Below are 19,299 nucleotides of genomic sequence, written 5' to 3' on the forward strand. Positions count from 1 at the left end.
CCTCCTGGCGGCCTCGGGTGGGCACATTCGGCCTGCCAGAGCCCGGTTCGCGTTTGTCTCACAGCCATGGTTTGCGTTTGTCCGATAGGCGATCTTCGACGAGCCCAATTGGTGCTCGGCGTTCATTCGCACTCATGGACCATCGGCGCAGTGTGGGGCGAATCGAGCGGCACGATGGGCCGTCTTATGCGCTTGTAACGAATGCGTGCCGGGTCCGAAGGGAACGGGCCGCCGCAATCGACGAAGATGATCCCTGCGCAGACCGGCGCGAAGGCCGTCTGGAAATGGCTGGCCGACTTGACCGCGACGACCTTGCGTTCGGCGAGTGGGATGCCCATCGCTTCGAAAACGTTCGGATGGAACGTCTGGACCCGCTTCGAAGTGAGCACGACGTCAACCGCGCCGAGGCGGATCGCGGCGGACGCGCCCATCGAGACCGTGCTTTCCTGAAAGGGTGTGACGAGGTCATCGCAGAGAGCCGTTACGTCTATTGTCTCGTCGACCGGTGTGCCCGCTGCATCGCCGCCTCTTGCGCCGAAGCGAAGACGCATTGTGGCGCCCTTGCCGGCCTGCCGACATTGTTGAACGGCCTGCGGATCCCATAGCCCCCCGACTGCGGAAGCGACGTCGCGGTGCCCCAGCAGTTCGTGCACCAGAAACGTGCTGTCGCCGGCGACTCCGCCGCCCGGATTATCCCAGCGGTCGGCGAGGATTACCGGTTGGCCGGGCATGGCGAGCGCCTGCCGGACCGCCTCGGCGGGAAGCGGCATCGCGGGAAGCCGGTCTTCGCCGAGCGCCCGTACGCGCGCGCCAATGGTCTCGGCAACCGCGCGGCCCTTTTCTGGGTTGGCGTCAGTGATCACGATCACCTTCGTGCCGACGTCGTGGCAGTCTCCAGCCGGAAACCCATGGATGACCGAGATATCGACGATGTCGGGATCGTGTTCCAGCGCGCGCACCTGCGCGAGCAGTGCCCTGCCAGGCGTATGGGTTGTCAGAAACGGGCTGATCGTGCGGCAGTCGAGAACGGACATCGCCGGGCTGATCTGTCCTTGCGCCGCCCGAACCGCGATGTCGACGAGCTCCTGGGCGCGCGCGGAGAAATCGCTGTGCGGCACCTCCTTGAAGGCGACCAGGACATCACTGGCCCTGATCATCGCCGAAGTGAGATGACAGTGCGGGTCGAGTTCGGCTCCGATGATCGCATCTGCGCCCACGATCCGGCGTGCGCGACCAAGAAGGTCGCCTTCGCAATCCTCGTAGCCTTCGGCCATCATCGCGCCGTGTAGCCCGAACAGCACGATGTCGACCGGCATCGCACTGGAAAGCTGGTCGAGGATTTCGTCGCGCAGCGACTCATAGCCTTCGCGCGTGACAGGCCCAGCCGGTTCCGCCCAGGCGGCCGTCCCCTCCACGAGCTCGAAATCGCCTCTGGCAGCACGTTCGCGTGCGGCGATGAAAGGCGCCGAGCACAATGTCGGCCGATCCGGGTGAGCGCCCGGCGCCGCATAGAATGCGTCGTGAAAGGACTGCCGGGTCGTTTCGATGGGCGAGAAGCAGTTGGATTCGGTCGCAAGAGACGCAACGAAGGCTTTCATCGTGAACTCTTGCGCTGACTGCTCCGCCCGCTCTCGGCGCCGGGCAGGCGAAGGTCGGCGAGGCTGTCCTTGGCCTCTTGCAACTGCCGGAACATGTCCGGGCCGTGCCGGAGCGTCAGGCTGGTCGCAACGATGTCGATCATCACGGCATGGGCGACGCGCGATGTCATCGGGGCATAGATCTCGGTGTTCTCGGAGGAATCGATCGCAAGAACGAGATCGCAGGCTTTCGACAGGGCCGTATCGGGCCGGCTGAACGCGATCGTGGTCGCGCCGCGCTGTCGCGCGGCCTCGGCCATCTTGACCGCGTCTCGGATCATGCCGGTATGCGAGAAGCATAGGGCCACGTCCTCGCGCCGCAGGCTGGCGGCGGCGAGGCGCTGCAGATGCGTGTCGTTGTAGCAAATGACCGGCAGGCCAAGCCGCATCAGCTTGTGCTGAGCCTCGATGGCGAGGATGCTGGCGGCGCCGGTGCCATAGCAATCGATTCGCGGTGCGTGGGCGAGAATGTCGACGACCTGTTCCAGCGCTTCATGGTCGAGCCCGCGCTCAAGCGTCTGCAGTGCCAGGACGCTGGAGCCGAGCACCTTCTTGGCGATCGTCTCGATCGGATCGCTGGGCGAGACATCGCGGTGCACATAGGGAGTACCGGATACGATCGCCTGCCCGGTCAGGAGCTTGAGTTCTGGAAAGCGCTTGAGACCGAGCGTCCGCACCAGTCGCAGCACGGTGGGTTGGCTGACACCGACCGTGTCGGCCAGGTGGGCGATCGACATGTGAATGACGTCGCCGGGGTTCTCGAGCACGAATTCGGCCACCCGCCTTTCGGACGGGGACAACGCTTCGAGACGCTCCCGCAGCTGTTCCAGGAAATCCGGCTCTCCTCCCAGTCCATCGGCGGTGCGCTTCATCTGATCGAACCCGGGAGATCCGAGCGAGGTCATGATGTGATCCCCCGTACGCGATCCGAGCGGTAACGTCGTAACGTCCCCGGGCGGGCGCGGTCGCGCCCAAGACATGTAGTTTTATTTCTAATATGGGTCAAAATGTCGAGTCTCACGCGTTGTCTGGCTTTACGATGTAGTTTATCAACATAATCATGACACCGCCGGAGCCACAAGCCAATATGGAACCCGATATGCGTGCAACCGTCGTCGATGCCCTGACCGGGCTCGATCGCGTCAACCTTGCCCGCCTTCCCACGCCCATCGAAGCGGTACCGCGCCTGGCTGGACGGATCGGCGTGCGGCGGCTCTGGATCAAGCGCGAGGATATGAGTGGCTACGCACTCGGAGGGAACAAGCTCCGGCAGATCGACTTCATCGTCGCCGAGGCCTTGAAGAAGGGCGCGGCCACGCTTGTAGCCACCGCGGGAAGCCAGTCGAACTTCTGCCGGTCGCTGGCCGGCGCCGCTGCACGTCTGGGCTTGGGCTGCCACTTGCATCTGCGAGCAAAGACCGGGACGAAGATGGTCGGAAACCTGCTTCTGGACGAACTTTTCGGCGCAACGATCACGTTCACCGACAGGACCGACCCGTGGGATCCGGCGATCGCCGCCGAACTGGCGGACATCGCGCGGCGCTACGAGGGGCGGAACACTCGACCCGAGATCGTCCAGCTCACTGGCGTTTCGGCGAGCCTGGGTGTGGCGGGCTGGGCGTCGGCCGCCCCTGAGTTGGCTGCCGATTTTCGCACGATCAGTGAAACGCCGGACCACATGATCGTCACGTCCGGCTCGGGGCTGACGCTCGCGGGTCTGGCGCTCGGATTCGCCAGGTCGGGCTTGAAGACCCGGCTTGTCGGCATCAGTGCCCAGCAGCCGGCCGACCGGCTGCGGCAATGGATCGTCGAAACCGCCAATCAAGCGGCGTCCGATCTGGATTGGGATTGCCGGCTCCGGAGCACCGACTTCGACATCGTCGACAGTACGATCGGACCCGGATATGGCCTGCCGTCGGCGCAGAGCCTTGAGATGGTCCGCCTGGCTGGTCGAACCGAGGGGCTCGTCCTCGACCCGATCTATACCGGCAAGGGACTTGCGGGCCTGTGCAATGCCGTGCGGAGCGGGGTCGTCGACAAGAGCGCATCCGTGGTCTTTCTCCACTCAGGTGGGGCGCCGGGGCTGTTCATGCACGCCTCCGCCTTCGGTTCGCACGCGGCATGAACGGCGCGCTCGAACCGGGCCGAGCCGGATCGGCAGTGCTGGATCTCGGTCCAGCGCAGGCCGGCAGACGGATCGGCGCGATCCGGATTGCTCATTCGCACGACCGGTCGGCCTACGGCGCGGTAGTGCTGCCGGTTGCCGTCATCGAGGGGCGTCCCGGCCCGACAGTGTTGCTAACCGGCGGCGTCCATGGCGATGAGTTCGAAGGGCCGATGATCCTCCACGACCTCGTGCGTAAGTTCGATCCGTCGACGCTGACCGGTCGCCTCATCGTGTTGCCGGTCGCAAATCCCCTTGCGGTTGCCGCAGCCCGCCGCCTGTCGCCTGCCGACGAAGGCAATCTTGCTCGCTGTTTTCCGGGCGATCGGCAGGGGACGGTGACCAAGCGGATCGCTGCGGCGATAACCGACTTGCTTCTGCCGCATGCCGATGCACTCGTGGATTTCCACAGCGGAGGTGGCTCGCTGGACTATTTTCCGTGCACGCTGGGACGACTGCCAGCGGATCAGGCAGCCCGGGCCGTCGTGCTCGATTTGATGGAGGCGTTTGCCGCACCGATCTGTGCAATCGTGACCGCGCCGGCGGCGACGGGAACGCTCGTTGCCCAGGCGCTTGAACGCGGCCTGCCGGCATTTGCGACCGAATTGGGTGGAGGAGGTGGCGTGACCGCGCAGACGTTGGCGATCGGGCGGTCCGGCTTGAAGCGCGTCATGGCGCACCTGAAGATGATCGGTGAAGTGCCCCAGGCAGGGCAGCCGGGGCGGCTTGTGGCCGTGCGGCCCGAGCACTTCATTCGCTCACCTGGACGAGGCGCCTTCGAGCCTGCGGTCGGCTTGCTGGGCGAGCTGGCCGAAGGTGCCGCCGTCGGCCAGCTTCGCGATCTGGATCGCCTCGATCGGGAGCCTGAAACGATACGGGCCAGTGCCTCGGGAACGGTGATCTGCCGACGTGTGCCGGCTCATGCGGAGGCGGGCGACGTCCTTGTGCACCTGGGCGCGGACGTCACCCGCCAGGAGCTCATGACTCTATGAGTTCCTGGACCCGACGGGTCAGGTCGTCCATCGCCTCCTGAGGCGACTTGATGCCCAGGACGGCGGTCTCGGTCTCCTCCTTGAGCATGTCGGCTGCGCGCGCAGCCTCGTCGAACGCCGGCAGGGGCACCCGCGCAACGGTGAGCGCCTTCTGCTCGGCCTTCGCATAGGGCAGTGACTCGAGGAGCTGTTCGTTCTCGTAGGCGGACGCCCGCACGGGGCCGTTGCCGTTCAAGGCTGCGGCAATCGTCGCTTCGGGCAACGACATCGTGCGGATGAACTCCCATGCAAGGTCCTTGTTCTGCGAGTTCTTGGGGATCGCCATGCTCCAGAACTCGGTGCGCGTCGGCGCTGCCTCGAACTCCCCCTTCAGCGTTTCCGAGATCGGCAGGAAGGTCGTCTTGACCTTGCCGGCCACCTGCGACTTCTCGGGATCGTTGTAGAGCCGATTGCGGCTGAACGAGGTCACGGTCATCGCCGCCCGGCCCGATTGCATGAGCAGGTTCATGTCCTCGGAATTCATCGTCATCATGTCGCGTGGCATCGCACCGGCCTCGAACAGGTCCCGGATCGCCGTGACCGCGGTGACCATGGGCGGTTCGTTGGCGACGACGCGCATGTCCGGGGTGACGAAATCGGCGTTCCAGGCCCTTGCAAAGGCCATCAGTTCGGCGAGCGCCACGCCGGCAAGGCCGAAACCGACCACCGACGAGCCGTCGTCACGCGTGAACGTGCATTGCTTGGCCGCCTCGAGGAATTCCTCGATGGTTTCCGGCGGACTGACACCGCGCTCGGCGAGTATTTCCTCGTTGTAGTGGAACCCGGCGGTCGCATGCCGGATCGGTACCGCATGAAGCCGCCCGTCGAAGGTCATCGCGTCGCGCAGGCCAGGGAAGATGTCGTTCATGTCCTCGAGCGGTGCCTGCTGCATGAAAGGCTCGAGTGGCTCGAACAGCGACGCGATATCGGGCGTTACGCGGCTGTTGAGCAGATAAGCCACGTCGACCGTGCTCTCGTTGAGAGAGGCCTCTCGGAAGACGCGCTCGTGCAGCGGCCCGGTATTGAACGTGGCCCAGTTGACCTCGCCGCTGGTGGCCTCGCGAAAGAAGCGTGTGACGTCGCCTCCGCCCGAGCCATCGGACACGGTTTGGTGCACGCGGTGCGAAAAGACGTTCACCTCCCCGTTCTGGGCGAACGAAACACCGATGAAATGCGGCAGCGTGGCTAGGGCTGCGCCACCTGCAAGTAGCTGTCTGCGATTGATCGACATGGTGGTATTCCTCCCTTGAAGCTTTCAGACCCCGGCCGTGCCCGGGCGATCGTCCCAGGCGCGAAACCATCTGCGCCTCACTCTGATCTGTACGTAGAATAGATACATTTTGTAGCGAGAATCAACCCTGCCAGTGCGTTGACAGCCTATAGAATTTAGTTTTACTACATCTTTGGCGCATGGGCCGCATTGATGCGGCCGATTTGGGAGGATCGATCGTGGCGCGTGACTTCATGAGACTGCGAGCGCGCCTTGACTGAGCGGCACAGCAGACGCGGGCTCAGAAAGATCGCCCCTGCGCTGACCCTGATCGCGCCCGTACAGTTGATGGTCGGGCTGATGATCTTCGTGCCGGTCCTCTTCATCGCCTGGCTGAGCCTCAACGATTCGACGTTCGGGCGGCAGACCGAATTCGTCGGCCTGCGGAACTACGCGCAGGTGCTCGGCGACCCGTTCTTCTGGAAGGCGCTGTGGAACACCGTGATTGTCGTGCTGATCGTGGTGCATCTGGAGATGCTGCTTGGTCTGGCGGTGGCGCTGCTGTTCGCCAGCGGGGTGCCATTGCGGCCGGTGATGCTCGCCATCGTGCTGGCCCCCTACGCGGTCAGCGAGATCACCGCCGTCGTGATCTGGCGCTACCTGTTCGACATGGATGTCGGAATCGCCACGCAGGCCATGTCAGCGATCGGACTGCCGCCGCTCGAATGGGCGATCAACCCCATGCACGGCCTTTTCCTGATCGCACTTCTGAGCATCTGGCTGCACCTGCCCTTCACCTTCATCATCCTTTATGCGGCCCGCCTTGCCATTCCCAAGGAGCTCTACGAGGCCGCCCGGGTCGATGGCGCCGAGCCGTGGCAGAACTTCATGCGCATCACGCTGCCGCTGCTCGTGCCGGCGATCCTGATTGCCATGCTCTTCCGCTACATCTTCGCGTTTCGCCTTTTCTCCGAGGTCTGGCTGCTGACCGGCGGTGGTCCCGCACGCCAGACCGAGGTTCTGGCGGTGTATCTGTATCTCGAGGCATTTCGATACAACGCGTTCGGCGAGGCGGCGGCCACGGGTTGGCTGATGGTGGTGGCCTCGCTCCTGCTGGCGCTGTGGTACCTGCGAAGCCTGTACAAGCAGATGTTTGCCAGCCATGCGTAGGATCGCACGTCGCATCGGCAAGGCGCTCGCGATCGCCCTCGTATTGATCTGGTCGCTGGCGCCGATCGCGATGATCGTGATCTCGTCCTTTAAGATGGATCGCGATATCTTCACGATTCCGCCGAAGTTCATCTTCTCGCCGACCTTGTCGAACTATGTCGGCCTGTGGCAGCGCTGGGGCGACTTCTTCGATGCGCTGCTCAACAGCTTGATCATCACGTCCGCGGCGACCGTTCTGGCTGTCGTCTCCAGCGTCATGGCCGGCTACGCTTATTCGCGCTTCCGCCATCCCCTGCTGGCTGGCAGCGCATTCTTCCTGGTGTTCATCCGATTGATCCCGCCGATCGTGATCACGCTGCCGCTGTTTCCGGCCGTGAACACGCTAGGCCTGAACGACACGCATCTGCTGCTGATCATTCTTTATGCGACGTTCTTCGTGTCTCTGGGCACGCTGGTGATGCGCACCTTCATCGACCAGATCCCGCGCGAACTCGATGAGGCGGCGCACATCGACGGCGCCACGCGATCTCAGATCCTGCGCCGCGTGATCTTCCCGCTTTCGGCACAGGGCATGGTTGCCGTAGCGGTTTTCGTGATCGTCTTCTCCTGGAACGAATTCCTGTTCGCGTTCATCTTCACGACCACGCAGGCCAAGACGGCACCTCTGGTGCTGGCCGAGATGTACGATTCGGTCGAAGGCGTCGAATGGGGGGTACTATTCGCGGCTTCCACCCTGCAGCTCATCCCCGTTCTGATCTTCGTCATTGCCGCTCAGAAATATCTCGTCGCAGGCCTGACGGCTGGCGCGACGAAAGGCTGACCATGCGCCCATCATCGACCACAACAGCAAGGACGACCCCATGACCCCGAGTTTGGAACAGAGCGCGTTAAGCCGGTTCGACCCGCTCTCGCGCATCATTTTCCTTGACGATTTCGATCGCGGATTCTGCGGCTGGACTCAACTCGTGGGCAACTACGAAGACACGCTCGACACGATGCTTCCGGGCTACCAGCAGCACAGTGCACCGATGCTGTCGACACTGCCGCACTGGGACGCGGGCTCCCATGGCGGTGTCGACGGGGACTACGCGCTGAAGATCGCCACAGGACCGCGCCGCGGCGCGCAGAACACCGCGATCAAGCGTCTGACGTTTCGCCGGGCAGGCCCCATCCGGATGGAGGCCTACCTGACATTCAAGCCGGAGGCGACCGAACTGAAGCTGCTGGAGACCGAGATCCGGTCGGTCGGGTTTCTGTTCGATCTTCAGGTTGGCGACCGGACAGGCGCCGGCAGCGAACGTGTCATGCCGCATGTGCGTTTTCTGAATGCCAGCGATGGCGCTCATGTGCAGCGCTGGCAATACAAGCCCAACGCGGTCGACTTCGTGCCGATCGGCACAGACAACAAGACGGTCTCGCACTATCATCTATCCCCGGACGGCTGGGTCGACTGGCCCGATGGCGAACAGCGCCTGTGCTACAACGAAATCCCGACCAAGGTTAACTGGCACTATATCCGCTTCGACTTCGATCTGGCGGCGATGCGATGCACGCACTTCCAGTGCAACGACCGCACGTTCGACACGTCAGGTTTTGAGTCGTTGCGCATCCCGGCGATGAAGAACCTCTGGTGCATGCTCAATCTGGCCTTCTTTGCAGAGGCCGATACCGACAAGCGCGCCTTCCTTTACGTCGACTCGGTCTGCCTTTCGGGAGAATTCTGATGCGGATGTCCAATTGCGCCACGATGGCGCGAAACGAAACCTGGTCGGGACGCGCGGCCACCGAGCCTTACGAGGCGGGGTGGGCCAGCGAGGCCGTCATCTTCCTGCGTGCACTGGGTGAGCCGGTCGGCGGGCAGGGGCGGGCTTGGGTCGAAATTTCCCCGGACGGCATGCACTGGGTGCCGGAGGGGGCCGAGTTTCCCCTGCCGGCTGCCAAGGACGGCATCGGTCATGCGCGCGTGACCAATTTCGGCTGCTGGCTGAGGCTGGCGGCCGAGTTGCCCGATGGCGCGGAAATCACTGTCCTCGTAACAATGCACCTGAAGAGCTGACTCTGATGGCATCGAGCCAAGTCCCATCGATCCGTCGCGTGACGGCCCATCCTCTGCGTGTGGAGTTGCCGACGGCCCAGCGCACCTCGCAGGGCAGCTATCCGGCGGTCCAGCTTCTGGTCGTCGAGATCGAGACCGACGACGGCCTGGTGGGTGCTGGCGAAGGCCTGGCGCGCCGGGGTGCGATCGCCTATGCAAGCCTCGTGGAGAGCGTTCTTGCCCCGGTTCTGATCGGGGAGGATCCGTCGCCGCGCCGCGCCCTGTGGCGTCGCATGCGCGACCGGCTGTCGGGGCGGCCGGGCGGACAGCTCGTCGAAGCAATCGCCGCCATCGACATGGCTCTTTGGGACCTTGCCGGCAAGCGGGCCGGGCTTCCCGTTCACCGCCTGCTCGGCGGGATGGGGCGCGAGCGGCTGCGCGCCTACGCCTCGTCGATCAATTGGCTCGATGATTCGACCGCCGAGGCGGAGGTCGCCCGCGCGCTGGCGCTCGGCTTTCGCGAGATCAAGATCAAGCTCGGAAAACCGGTCGAGGCTGCGGCAGCGCGCGCCCGGCTCATCCGGAAGCTGGCGCCGGACACGATACTGGGGGTCGATGCGAACTGGGCGTTCGACGTCGACGACGCAATCCGGCTCGGACACACATTGTGCGATCTCGGCTATGACTTCTTCGAGGAGCCGATCCGGCCTGACGACCGTCAAGGCTACCGGCGCTTGGCCGGGGCGCTGCCGATCCGCCTGGCGGCGGGCGAAAGCGACTATGTTGCGGGCGACGCGCTGTCTTTCCTGCACGATCGTACGATCGGACTGATCCAGCCCGACGTGACGCGCTCGGGGGGTATCTCGGAGACTTGGCGGATCGCCGAACTGGCCGCCGCCCATCATGTCGCCTATGCGCCCCATGTGGGCTGGTCTGGCGCACTGTGCGTGGCGGCGAGTCTGCAGCTTGCGGCGGCAGCCGAGAGCTTCCGGACCTTTGAATGCATGGTCTACGACAATCCGCTGCGCAACACGCTCGTGCACCCGGTCGTGGGTGAGGCGACCATGCTCGACGTCGACGGGATGCTCGGCGTCCCGGACGGCCCCGGCCTGGGCGTCACGCTCGATCCGGACGTGCTCGCCGCCCACGTGATCACCTGAACTCAATTCGAAGCAGAGGTCGACGCCATGTCATCGGTGCTCATCGAGAACGTGATCAAGAACTACGGAGCCTTCGAAGCGATCCGCGATGTCTCCTTCGAGATCGAGAGCGGTTCCTTCGTCATCCTTATCGGCCCATCCGGCTGCGGAAAGTCGACCCTTCTGCGCATGATCGCAGGGCTGGAGGAGATCAGCGGCGGCACCATTTCGATCGGTGACAAGGTGGTCAACGATGTCGCGTCCAAGGACCGCGATATCGCCATGGTCTTCCAGAACTACGCCCTCTACCCGCACATGACGGTCGAGGAGAACATGGGCTTTTCGCTGTCGTTGCGTCGGATCGACAAGGCGACCATAGAAGACCGCGTGCAACATGCGGCCGAGATCCTCGGTCTTGACGCATTGCTCGAGCGCTACCCAAAGCAGCTTTCGGGCGGCCAGCGTCAGCGGGTGGCCATGGGTCGCGCGATCGTGCGCGACCCCCAGGTCTTCCTGTTCGATGAACCGCTGTCGAACCTTGACGCGAAGCTGCGCGTGCAGATGCGCACCGAGATCAAGGGTCTGCACCAACGGTTGAAGACGACAACGGTCTACGTTACCCACGACCAGATCGAGGCGATGACGATGGCCGACAAGATCGTTGTCATGCGGCAGGGCGTGATCGAACAGATCGGCGCTCCACTTGACCTCTACGACAGGCCGGCAAATCTCTTCGTCGCGCAGTTCATCGGCAGCCCGGCGATGAACATCATAGATGCCACGCTCGACGCCGATGGTGCCTACACCGCCGATGGCATCAAGTTGCCGATGCCGAACGGCCACAACGATGCCCGGTCGAATGGGCGGCTGGTGAAATGGGGTGTGCGGCCCGAGCATCTGGAGATCGCCGATCATGGCCTGCCAGCCACCGTCGATCTGATCGAGCCCACCGGCGCGGAAACGCTGGTGTTGGCGCGTATCGGCACGACCAAGGTCGTCGCCGCCAGCCGCGAGCGACAGACACTCGAGCCCGGCGCCGCCATCCATCTGGCTCCGCTGGGTGATCGCATTCATCTGTTCGATGCCGAAAGTGGCCTCGTGATCTGAATGCGGCTATCAGCGTTGTCGGATAGAGCTGCCCTTGAGCCGGAGTTGTCAGGGAAGCGCGAACCGGTCTCCGTTTGCCGGACGTGGCCTGCCCTGTGCCGCCATGAACTGACGCCACTCGGCGAGAGCGGCGGTGCGGTTCTGCTTGATGTTTGATCAGCTGTAGAGATGACGTTTCTGACTGAAATGATTGTGGACTGAGCCGTGGACAGCGGCGAACTTCTGCAGACTTCGCATCCGCCGGAAACGGAGCATCGCACGCTCCCGTCTTCGCGATGGCAGGTGGCTGTTCTCGGCCCGGTTGTTGATCCAGCGGCCAGACGTCTCGTGACGGCTGGCGTCGACGCCCAGTTCGCGCAACGCAGCGCCATAGGAATTGAGCTTGTCGGTGATGATGGCCGCGGGCCGACCATGGCGTTTGAGGAGTTTACGCTACAATTTCGCTACGCGGACCTTCGGTTCAGTTCCGCTTTGCGATCACGCGTCTTCGTAACGACCGCATCCAACACTTCGCCTTCGTGATCGACAGCCCGCCAAAGGTAGAGCGTCTCCCCATTTACCTTCACGAACACCCATCGGGACAAGCCCGAGGGCATGCCTCATCGAGGTGCCACTTCCAGCGGTTTGAACGCATAGCCTCAATCCGGCGCTTGCGGATCTGCGCCGCGAACATCGGCCCGAACCGGTTCCACCAGAAGCGCACCGTCTCATGGCTGACATCGATGCCGCGCTCATGCAGCAGGTCCTCGACGTTCCGGAGCGAAAGCGGAAAGCGAACATACATCATGACCGGCAGGCGGATGATCTCTGGCGACGTCTTGAAGTAGCGAAACGGGTTGGCCTTGCTCATGCCCAAACGCACCGAAACCGCCCTCGCCCGATCAACGCGGCTTTGTCTGACAAGACCATCTGATGGTGGCGTCAGGCCCAACGAGAGGACCGCACCCTGAAGCGATCGAAGTTCACGGAGGAGCAGATCATCGCCATCCGCCCGACGCGCTCGCCGGAGCGAAGCAAGGGTGCTGTCATTTGTAGACATCGGGTAATCGCAGCGGTCGTCTGTCAGTCTGATAATGCCGTGATCCGCGCATAAGCCCGGTTAATCTGGCAATATTGGTGGATGCCCGATGTCCACATATGACAAGCCCGCCATTATCAGTATGCGCCTTCGCCGACCTGCCCTACCATGATCGCCGGACCTGCGCTGGTGCCGATCAGGTGGGCACCCGCCGAAAGGATCGCCTTGGCGTCCTCGGCCGTGCGGATGCCGCCCGACGCCTTCACCTTTGCTCGCTGCGCGCACCGGCGCATGAAACCGATCGTCTCGACACTGGCCTTTCCTCCAAGCCCCCAACCCGACGAATTCTTGACATAGGCAACGCCGGCTTTTTCCGCCTGTTCGATCGCGACCTGCCACAGTTCTTCGGGGGTCGCGCCCAGTTCGAGCATAATCTTCAGCGGCACGCCATCGGCAGCGCTCACCAGCGCGGCGATCTCGTCATGGTAGGCCTCGATGGCGCCACCAACCAGAAAGCCGAGATTGGCCATGAAGTCGATCTCCTGGGCGCCTTCCTCGACCAGATGACGCATTTCCGCGACCTTGCTGCGAGTCAGGCTTCCGCCGAGCGGATAGGCCATTGCCGAGCATACCTTCACGGAAGAGCCCTGTAGCTTCTTGCGACAGAGATCCACCCAGCATGGCTGCACCATCACGCCATCAAAGCGGTAGCGCTCGGCCTCGTCGCAAAGCGCGATGATGTCGTCGCGCGTCGTAGCTGGCGAGACGTTGGTGTGCTGGATGCACGCGGCGATTTCCTGCAGGTCATGCATGGCAATACTCCTCTATGGCCGCGCGCTGGTCGGCGGTCCATTTTCGTTCGATGGTTGAGGTGGAGGCGGAGTCAGCTTTCGATGCGGTTCAGGAACTCCTCGAAAGCCTCGTCGGGCATGGATGCCGTCTCGGCCGCCAGGGGAAACGAGTTATCTCCGACATCGGCGCGGAAGGCGGCCAGCGCGGTGCGGCGCTCCTCGTCGATCTGCCTGCGCAAGCGGGCGATATCGCCATAGCGCCTGGCGTGCTTAGGCACTCGGGCGGTCTCGCCGCAGATGTCCGATGTGAAAAGGAACACGACCTCCGCAGCCGGCCCCGAGCCAAGCGAGACGGTGACCAGGCCTGAGCGCGCACTGATTGCTGCCATCAGCCGGGCCGGCATGAGTTCTGCCTCCACCGCAAAGGCTCCCGCCTCTTCGAGCCGGCGGAACCTGTGAAAGAGTTCGACCGCCTCGTCGGCCGTCTTGCCGAAGGCACGCACCTGTCCGACCCAGGTCGACTTGCGCGGCACGAAGCCCAGATGGCCCACGACCGGAATGTCCTCGGCCGCAAGGAGCGAGACGACCTCGAGCCGGCGCGCCGTGATGACGGCGTCCGCGCCGTCGGTCAACGCCTTGAACGCCGTTTGCAGGATTTCGGCGTCCGTCACGGCCTCGGCAAAGCCGAGCGCCGCGGTCACGAACAGCCGACGCGACCCCTGACGCACCGATGAAACGTTGCCCGCCCGGCAAACGACCATTTCGATACCGGCCGCCTCGGCGGCCTCGGCCTCCGCCGCAGAGTCGGCGGTCACTTGGGCGAAGGCACCGTGCCGCCCCTTAGCCGCGCGCAGTCCGCCCACGGTCGCAAGCCGCTCAGAGTCGGTCGCTGCCCAGCTGAAGATGCGCGCAACCATGCCTAACCCTTGAGTTTCTTGGCGTACTCGGGCGGCGCCACCGTGCCGGGCTTTGAGAACCATTTGGGTACATCGACGCCGGAATAGAGCAGGATATTGCCCCAAGGATCGAACGCGCCGGTGCGCACGATCACCTTGGCCATCGACGCCATGTCGCCGAGGATCGTTGCATGCGCGATCATCTCGTGGTCGGCATCGCCGAACAGCGAACGCACGGTCTCTAGTAGGATCGGATTGTGGTCGGGCAGCGTGTCGGCGTACGAAACCTTTTCGGCGATAAAATCGTCGGCGATGGCCGACAGGACGGTCTTGAGGTCCGGCACGTCCTGCGTGATCGACAGGTCGATTCGCCAACTGTGCGCGGGGATCGGGAACCCGGCGTCACACACGATCATCAGATCACCATGCCCCATGGCGCCAATGGCGTGGTTGAGTTCGGAATTGAGCAGCTTGCCACGTTTCATTCTGGTCCCTCCGCATGATTTCCCGCCTGATCGGCGACAAAGGTTTCAAGTTCGGTCCCGGTGGCCAGAGAGGGAATCACGCCAAGGCGCGTGCAGGCGTGCGCCCCGGCGGCGGCGCCAAAGGCGACCGCGTCGGCGAGCGGACGGCCTTCGCCCAGCGCGACCGCAAGTCCGGCGTTGAACGCGTCCCCGGCGCCGGTGGTGTCGACCGCGTCGACCCTTGGCGTTGGCACCACAAGATCGATGTCATCGCCGAGCACGAGCGCACCGTTCTCGCCCATCGTGGCGACCACAGTGCCGACACCGCGCCGGCGCAATTCGGCCGCGAGCGTCTGTGTACCGGTCGGGTCATCGGGCGCAAGGCCGAGAAGGATTCGCAGTTCGCTTTCGTTGGGCGTCAGATAGTCCACATGTGCGAAGATGGTGTCCGGCAATGCCATCGCCGGCGCCGGGTTCAAGATCGTCCGGGCTCCGGCGGCCTTGCCGGCCTCCATGGCCCGGTGGGCAGCCGCGACAGGGATCTCCAGAACGCTCATCACGATGTCGCTGGTTGCGATGCGCTCGGAGGCTCGATCGACAATGGCCGCGTCCATGAGTTCGTTGGCGCCCATGTCCAGAATGATGAAGTTCTCGCCATCTGCATTGAGCACGATGATTCCCGCGCCCGTGGCACGGTCGCCGGTGCGTTCGATGAAGTCGGTCTTCACGCCCTCGGCCGCGTAGAGTTGATCGGCGACGCCGGCGAGCTGATCCCGGCCCAGGCAGGTAACGAGCGTTGCCTCGGCACCAAGGCGGGCCGCGCCGACCGCCTGGTTCGATCCCTTTCCGCCCGGCCCGAAGTCGAAGTCCGATCCAATGATCGTCTGTCCGAAGACAGGCATCGTCTCGGTCCGAATGGTCAGGCCGACCGCAAAGCTGCCGACGACGGTGATGCGCGTCATGATCGTCTTCCCGTTTTCCGTGATTTCCCGATCATGCCGCCCGTACTGCCTCCTTGCGCGTAGCCAGAGCCATGATCGCTTCCTCGGTGATGTCGGCGCCCGAAAGCTGACCCATGATGACCTGGTCGGCCATCACGATCACCCGGCTCGAATGAAGCATGATCTCGGGCAATTCGGATGAGATCATCAGGATCGCCAGGCCATCGGCCGCAAGCGCCTTGAGGATGGAGTAGATCTCTGCCTTGGCGCCGACATCAATGCCGCGTGTCGGTTCGTGCAGGATCAGCACGCGCGGACCGGTGACGAGTCCGCGCGCCAAGATGATCTTCTGCTGGTTGCCGCCGCTGAGCGTCGCGATTTTTTGGCCAAGACTGGCGATCCTCGCGTCAAGCTTGCCGACATAGTCCGCAGCCGTGTCACGGATCGGCCTGTGCCGCAGAAAGCCGTGCCGGGTGAAACGCCTCAGCGCGGCGGAAACGGCGTTCTCGGCGACCGTCATCGACAGAAGGGCCCCGGCCGCGCGGCGGTCGGCCGGGATCAGCGAGATCCCCGCTGCGATCGAATGGGGCGGCCGTCCGGGAGGAAGACGAATGCCGCCGATCTCGATCGTGCCGCCGCGCGGCGCGAGTCCGAAGATGGCGTCGGCCAGGATGTCCTTGCCGCTGTCCGGCAATCCGGCGACGCCGAGTATCTCGCCCTGTGAGAGGGTGAAGGATGCGTGGCGGATGTTACCCGCCACGCTGAGATCGCGTACGTCCAGCACCGGTTCCCCGAGATGGTTGTGCGCCTCGGGCCGCAGTGCGTATTGGTCGGCGGCGTTCACTTGGCGCCCGACCATGTGCGTGACCAGCAGGTCGACATCGACCTCTGGATCGTTGTCAATTGTCCTGACCAGGCGGCCGTCGCGCATCACGCTGATGCGGTCCGCAAGCGCCAGCACTTCTTCAAGGTGGTGCGAGACATAGATGATCGTCACGCCCTGCGCCTTAAGCGTGCGTATCACCTCGAACAGGCGCGCGCTCTCGCGTGGCGACAGTGCAGAGTTCGGTTCGTCAAGCACGAGGATCCGCACATGCTGCGAAATGGCGCGGGCGATCTCGACCAGTTGTTGCTGGGCGACGCTGAGGGTCGCAACGGGCGTGTCGGTCGCCACGTCCGTCAGACCGAGCTTCGCCAGCGGTTCGGCCGCCGCGCGCGCTGCGCCGTTTCGGGCCAGGATCGAAAGGGGCGGCCTGTCGGCGAAAGTGCTGAGCAGCACGTTCTCACCGACCGTCAGATTGTGGCAAAGCGACAGTTCCTGAAAGACGATGCGGATACCGAGCATCTGGCTGGCGAGCGCATCCGAAATGCCGACCTTCTTGCCATCGACGAGAATCGCGCCCGCGTCGGGCTGCAACTCACCGGCGAGCACGTTCATCATGGTGCTCTTGCCGGCACCGTTTTCGCCAATGACCGCATGCACTTCGCCTGGGCGAAAGGCGATCGAGACGTCATCCATGGCGACGACGCCCGGAAATGTCCGGGTGACGCTGCGCAGTTCGAGGATCGGCCTATCGGTCATGGCTTTGCGATCATTGGTCGTGGGCGCCCGCTTCCGGCGAGCGCCCCGACGCCGTCATTGCATCACTTCGGAGACGTTGTCGGGCGTGTAGATGCCGACGCCCGTGTCAAGATCGTCGATCGGTTCACCGCCCAGGAAGGTGACCAACAGGTTGACCGCCTCGTAGCCCTGTCGCTCGGGCGCCTGATCGATCGTCGCCTGGATCACGCCGTCGGCGACCAGCTCGACCGTCTGATCCAGCAGGTCGAAGCCGACGACCTTGACGTCTCCTACGCGATTGTTGCGTTCGACCCACTCGCCCGCCGCCGGCGTCGAGCAGCATTCGAGCGACAGAATGCCATCGATGTTCGGGTCGGCCAGCATGGCGTTCTCGATGGCGGCGAAGATCTCCTGCGGATCGGTGCCCGTGTTGAGCGTGCGAACGACCTCGATCCCGTCGTGCTCGCCAAGCGCCTCGCGCGCGCCGCTTTCGCGATCGAGCGACCATTGGGCGGCGGCATCGAGCGTGGTGATCATGACCCGGCCTTCGCCATCGAGCACCTCTGCCATCAGCTTGCCGGCCTCCCGGCCCGATTGCACGAGGTCCTGGCCCGCGAAGACGAGCCGATCGCTGTCGGGGTTGTCGGTGTTGTAGCTGATCACCGGAATGCCGGCTTCGACAAGGCGGTTGATCAGTGGTGCGAGGGCATCGGTGCTGACCGAGGAGATCGCCAGGCCGTCCATCTGGTCCATCAGTGTCTCGATTTCGGAGATCTGCGCGTCCGCATCCGCACCGACCGGGCCGATGAAGCGCGCGTTGACATTGTCGGCCTCGTCGGCCCGTTCGACGCCAGCCCTGACGAACGGCGCGAACTCGTTCGAGACGTCATGATAGGACACGAAGATATCCAGCGGCTCCCCGGCCTCGATGCTCTCGGCGATGCGCGGTGCAAGTTCGAATTCTTCCAGGCTTACCGGATCCGCGTTGGCCGCGAGCGGCATCGTGGCGATGCCGGCCATGAGGGCAGTTGTTGCGAGCAGTCTTTTCATCTTGGTTTCCTCCCAGTTTGGTCCGGCATTGCGCCGGTCAAGTCGATCGTGACCGCATGCTCCATTTGTCGATCGCGACCGCAATGATGATGACGAGGCCGATCATGACCTCCTGCATGAAGGGCGACACGCCCATGAGAACCAGGCCGTTGCGCAGCACGCCGATGACCAGAACCCCGAGGACGGTGCCCAGAACCGTGCCGATTCCCCCTGCCAGCGAGGCACCGCCTATGACGACGGCGGCGATGACGTCGAGTTCCAGGCCAAGGCCGGTCCGTCCGGCCTGACCGCTTGGAAGGAAGGCCATCGACAGGATGCCGGCCAGCGCCGCCAGCGTTCCCATGATCACGAACGCCCAGATCTTTACGCTTTGAACGTGGATGCCTGACACCCGCGCGGCCTTGGCGCTGCCACCAACCGCGAACACCCGAAAGCCGAAGGCCGTGCGTGACAGAAGCAGCCAGCCTAGCGCCGCAACTGCGGCGAAAAAGACGAGCTGCATCGGCACCACGCCGAAAAGATAGCCCTGCCCCATGAACTCGAACCGGGCCAACACGTCGGGCGCCGCGCCGTTGCGCTCGTTCACCGTGACGGGCTGCCCGCCCGTCAGAAGGAGGGCCGAGCCCCTGATGATCGACAGCATCCCCAGCGTGGCAATCAGCGAAGGCAGTCGGCCGTAGGTCGACAACAGCCCGTTCGCAAGTCCGACGGCTGCACCGATCAGCAGGCCGGCTCCGAGCGCGGGCAGAAGCGGCCAGCCCGAGATGATGAACATGCCAGTGGCAAGCCCGCCCAATGCATAGGTCGAACCGACCGAAAGATCGATCTCACCGGAAACCAGCACGAAGGTCATGCCGATCGCCATGATCCCGAGCAGCGATATCTGACGGCCGACGTTCAGAAGGTTGGTCGTCGTCAGGAAGCTCTCGGTCGCGAACGCGAGAAACAGGCACATGACGACCAGCGCAAGGAAGACCCCGGTTTCCTTGGCGGTCAGCACGCGCCTTGCCAACGAAACGCGCGTCGGAGAATAGCGCGGGGAGCCCGCCGTGGGCGGCATCGATTTCAATCCGCCTCCGGCGCTG

At 63.9% G+C, this 19,299-nt stretch carries 18 protein-coding genes and 1 pseudogene; 8 read left to right on the top strand and 11 right to left on the bottom strand.

What is annotated here, in order from left to right:
* Positions 1 to 122: 122 nt before the first annotated feature.
* Both E0E05_RS16205 and E0E05_RS16210 read right to left on the bottom strand, forming a co-directional pair.
* On the bottom strand, positions 123 to 1,598 hold the full coding sequence (locus E0E05_RS16205; protein WP_131617639.1) for a M81 family metallopeptidase: 1,476 nt from the start codon (positions 1,596 to 1,598) through the stop codon (positions 123 to 125).
* Positions 1,595 to 2,542 (bottom strand): SIS domain-containing protein, encoded by a 948-nt coding sequence (locus tag E0E05_RS16210; protein ID WP_158629396.1) that lies wholly within the window; start codon positions 2,540 to 2,542, stop codon positions 1,595 to 1,597. Before E0E05_RS16210 ends, E0E05_RS16205 begins: the two co-directional genes overlap by 4 nt.
* Positions 2,543 to 2,736: 194 nt before the next feature.
* Here E0E05_RS16210 and E0E05_RS16215 point away from each other — a divergent pair, with 194 nt between their 5' ends.
* Positions 2,737 to 3,762 carry a 1-aminocyclopropane-1-carboxylate deaminase/D-cysteine desulfhydrase gene (locus tag E0E05_RS16215; protein WP_158629397.1) on the top strand — a complete coding sequence of 342 codons (1,026 nt, stop codon included), beginning with the start codon at positions 2,737 to 2,739 and terminating at the stop codon, positions 3,760 to 3,762.
* On the top strand, positions 3,759 to 4,793 hold the full coding sequence (locus E0E05_RS16220) for a succinylglutamate desuccinylase/aspartoacylase family protein (RefSeq protein ID WP_131617642.1): 1,035 nt from the start codon (positions 3,759 to 3,761) through the stop codon (positions 4,791 to 4,793). Before E0E05_RS16215 ends, E0E05_RS16220 begins: the two co-directional genes overlap by 4 nt.
* Here E0E05_RS16220 and E0E05_RS16225 read toward each other — a convergent pair.
* Positions 4,780 to 6,063: an extracellular solute-binding protein gene (locus tag E0E05_RS16225; protein ID WP_131617643.1), complete on the bottom strand. Its 1,284-nt coding sequence runs from the start codon at positions 6,061 to 6,063 to the stop codon at positions 4,780 to 4,782. The two genes, E0E05_RS16220 and E0E05_RS16225, sit on opposite strands and share 14 nt — an antisense overlap.
* A gap of 252 nt (positions 6,064 to 6,315) precedes the next feature.
* Here E0E05_RS16225 and E0E05_RS16230 point away from each other — a divergent pair, with 252 nt between their 5' ends.
* The 6 genes from E0E05_RS16230 (at position 6,316) to E0E05_RS16255 (ending at position 11,493) form a co-directional block, all read left to right on the top strand.
* Positions 6,316 to 7,212, top strand: a complete 897-nt coding sequence (locus E0E05_RS16230) for a carbohydrate ABC transporter permease (RefSeq protein ID WP_244597809.1) — start codon at positions 6,316 to 6,318, stop codon at positions 7,210 to 7,212.
* A gap of 70 nt (positions 7,213 to 7,282) precedes the next feature.
* Positions 7,283 to 8,032, top strand: coding sequence for a carbohydrate ABC transporter permease (locus tag E0E05_RS16235; protein ID WP_244597811.1), 750 nt, complete (start codon positions 7,283 to 7,285; stop codon positions 8,030 to 8,032).
* Positions 8,033 to 8,072: 40 nt separating this feature from the next.
* Positions 8,073 to 8,936: a DUF6772 family protein gene (locus E0E05_RS16240; RefSeq protein ID WP_131617645.1), complete on the top strand. Its 864-nt coding sequence runs from the start codon at positions 8,073 to 8,075 to the stop codon at positions 8,934 to 8,936.
* Complete coding sequence (locus tag E0E05_RS16245) at positions 8,936 to 9,268, top strand: hypothetical protein (protein ID WP_131617646.1); 333 nt, start codon at positions 8,936 to 8,938, stop codon at positions 9,266 to 9,268. Before E0E05_RS16240 ends, E0E05_RS16245 begins: the two co-directional genes overlap by 1 nt.
* A 38-nt stretch (positions 9,269 to 9,306) precedes the next feature.
* Entirely contained in the window at positions 9,307 to 10,407 is a 1,101-nt protein-coding gene (locus E0E05_RS16250; RefSeq protein WP_244597812.1) for a mandelate racemase/muconate lactonizing enzyme family protein, read from the top strand.
* 27 nt (positions 10,408 to 10,434) lie between these two features.
* On the top strand, positions 10,435 to 11,493 hold the full coding sequence (locus E0E05_RS16255) for an ABC transporter ATP-binding protein (RefSeq protein ID WP_131617648.1): 1,059 nt from the start codon (positions 10,435 to 10,437) through the stop codon (positions 11,491 to 11,493).
* Positions 11,494 to 11,652: 159 nt separating this feature from the next.
* Here the strand turns inward: E0E05_RS16255 and E0E05_RS17750 are convergent.
* The 8 genes and pseudogenes from E0E05_RS17750 to E0E05_RS16295 all read right to left on the bottom strand — a co-directional run.
* A pseudogene (locus E0E05_RS17750) lies at positions 11,653 to 12,343 on the bottom strand (IS6 family transposase); the annotation flags it as partial.
* 305 nt (positions 12,344 to 12,648) lie between these two features.
* A complete protein-coding gene (gene deoC / locus E0E05_RS16265; protein ID WP_210215733.1) occupies positions 12,649 to 13,323 on the bottom strand; it encodes a deoxyribose-phosphate aldolase in 675 nt (224 codons plus the stop codon).
* A gap of 71 nt (positions 13,324 to 13,394) precedes the next feature.
* Complete coding sequence (locus E0E05_RS16270) at positions 13,395 to 14,282, bottom strand: 3-methyl-2-oxobutanoate hydroxymethyltransferase (RefSeq protein ID WP_244597814.1); 888 nt, start codon at positions 14,280 to 14,282, stop codon at positions 13,395 to 13,397.
* Positions 14,222 to 14,683, bottom strand: coding sequence for a D-ribose pyranase (rbsD, locus tag E0E05_RS16275; RefSeq protein WP_131617650.1), 462 nt, complete (start codon positions 14,681 to 14,683; stop codon positions 14,222 to 14,224). The genes E0E05_RS16270 and rbsD overlap by 61 nt, the downstream gene beginning before the upstream one ends.
* A complete protein-coding gene (locus E0E05_RS16280; protein WP_131617651.1) occupies positions 14,680 to 15,624 on the bottom strand; it encodes a ribokinase in 945 nt (314 codons plus the stop codon). The genes rbsD and E0E05_RS16280 overlap by 4 nt, the downstream gene beginning before the upstream one ends.
* Positions 15,625 to 15,655: 31 nt before the next feature.
* The gene (locus E0E05_RS16285) at positions 15,656 to 17,185 is read right to left on the bottom strand and encodes a sugar ABC transporter ATP-binding protein (protein ID WP_131617652.1); all 1,530 of its coding nucleotides are present in this window, start codon (positions 17,183 to 17,185) and stop codon (positions 15,656 to 15,658) included.
* Positions 17,186 to 17,239: 54 nt separating this feature from the next.
* Entirely contained in the window at positions 17,240 to 18,214 is a 975-nt protein-coding gene (locus E0E05_RS16290; protein ID WP_131617653.1) for a sugar ABC transporter substrate-binding protein, read from the bottom strand.
* A 37-nt stretch (positions 18,215 to 18,251) separates the two neighbouring features.
* Entirely contained in the window at positions 18,252 to 19,067 is an 816-nt protein-coding gene (locus E0E05_RS16295) for an ABC transporter permease (protein WP_244597815.1), read from the bottom strand.
* Positions 19,068 to 19,299 lie beyond the last annotated feature (232 nt).

Source organism: Roseitalea porphyridii (genome assembly GCF_004331955.1).
Lineage (GTDB): Bacteria > Pseudomonadota > Alphaproteobacteria > Rhizobiales > Rhizobiaceae > Roseitalea > Roseitalea porphyridii.

What these genes read in the sequence shown, in the direction of transcription:
- E0E05_RS16205 (WP_131617639.1), bottom strand. Translation starts at nt 1,598, where the DNA reads ATGAAAGCCTTCGTTGCGTCTCTTGCGACCGAATCCAACTGCTTCTCG.
- E0E05_RS16210 (WP_158629396.1), bottom strand. Translation starts at nt 2,542, where the DNA reads ATGACCTCGCTCGGATCTCCCGGGTTCGATCAGATGAAGCGCACCGCC.
- E0E05_RS16215 (WP_158629397.1), top strand. Translation starts at nt 2,737, where the DNA reads ATGCGTGCAACCGTCGTCGATGCCCTGACCGGGCTCGATCGCGTCAAC.
- E0E05_RS16220 (WP_131617642.1), top strand. Translation starts at nt 3,759, where the DNA reads ATGAACGGCGCGCTCGAACCGGGCCGAGCCGGATCGGCAGTGCTGGAT.
- E0E05_RS16225 (WP_131617643.1), bottom strand. Translation starts at nt 6,063, where the DNA reads ATGTCGATCAATCGCAGACAGCTACTTGCAGGTGGCGCAGCCCTAGCC.
- E0E05_RS16235 (WP_244597811.1), top strand. Translation starts at nt 7,283, where the DNA reads ATGATCGTGATCTCGTCCTTTAAGATGGATCGCGATATCTTCACGATT.
- E0E05_RS16240 (WP_131617645.1), top strand. Translation starts at nt 8,073, where the DNA reads ATGACCCCGAGTTTGGAACAGAGCGCGTTAAGCCGGTTCGACCCGCTC.
- E0E05_RS16245 (WP_131617646.1), top strand. Translation starts at nt 8,936, where the DNA reads ATGCGGATGTCCAATTGCGCCACGATGGCGCGAAACGAAACCTGGTCG.
- E0E05_RS16255 (WP_131617648.1), top strand. Translation starts at nt 10,435, where the DNA reads ATGTCATCGGTGCTCATCGAGAACGTGATCAAGAACTACGGAGCCTTC.
- deoC (WP_210215733.1), bottom strand. Translation starts at nt 13,323, where the DNA reads ATGCATGACCTGCAGGAAATCGCCGCGTGCATCCAGCACACCAACGTC.
- E0E05_RS16270 (WP_244597814.1), bottom strand. Translation starts at nt 14,282, where the DNA reads ATGGTTCTCAAAGCCCGGCACGGTGGCGCCGCCCGAGTACGCCAAGAA.
- rbsD (WP_131617650.1), bottom strand. Translation starts at nt 14,683, where the DNA reads ATGAAACGTGGCAAGCTGCTCAATTCCGAACTCAACCACGCCATTGGC.
- E0E05_RS16280 (WP_131617651.1), bottom strand. Translation starts at nt 15,624, where the DNA reads ATGACGCGCATCACCGTCGTCGGCAGCTTTGCGGTCGGCCTGACCATT.
- E0E05_RS16285 (WP_131617652.1), bottom strand. Translation starts at nt 17,185, where the DNA reads ATGACCGATAGGCCGATCCTCGAACTGCGCAGCGTCACCCGGACATTT.
- E0E05_RS16290 (WP_131617653.1), bottom strand. Translation starts at nt 18,214, where the DNA reads ATGAAAAGACTGCTCGCAACAACTGCCCTCATGGCCGGCATCGCCACG.
- E0E05_RS16295 (WP_244597815.1), bottom strand. Translation starts at nt 19,067, where the DNA reads ATGACCTTCGTGCTGGTTTCCGGTGAGATCGATCTTTCGGTCGGTTCG.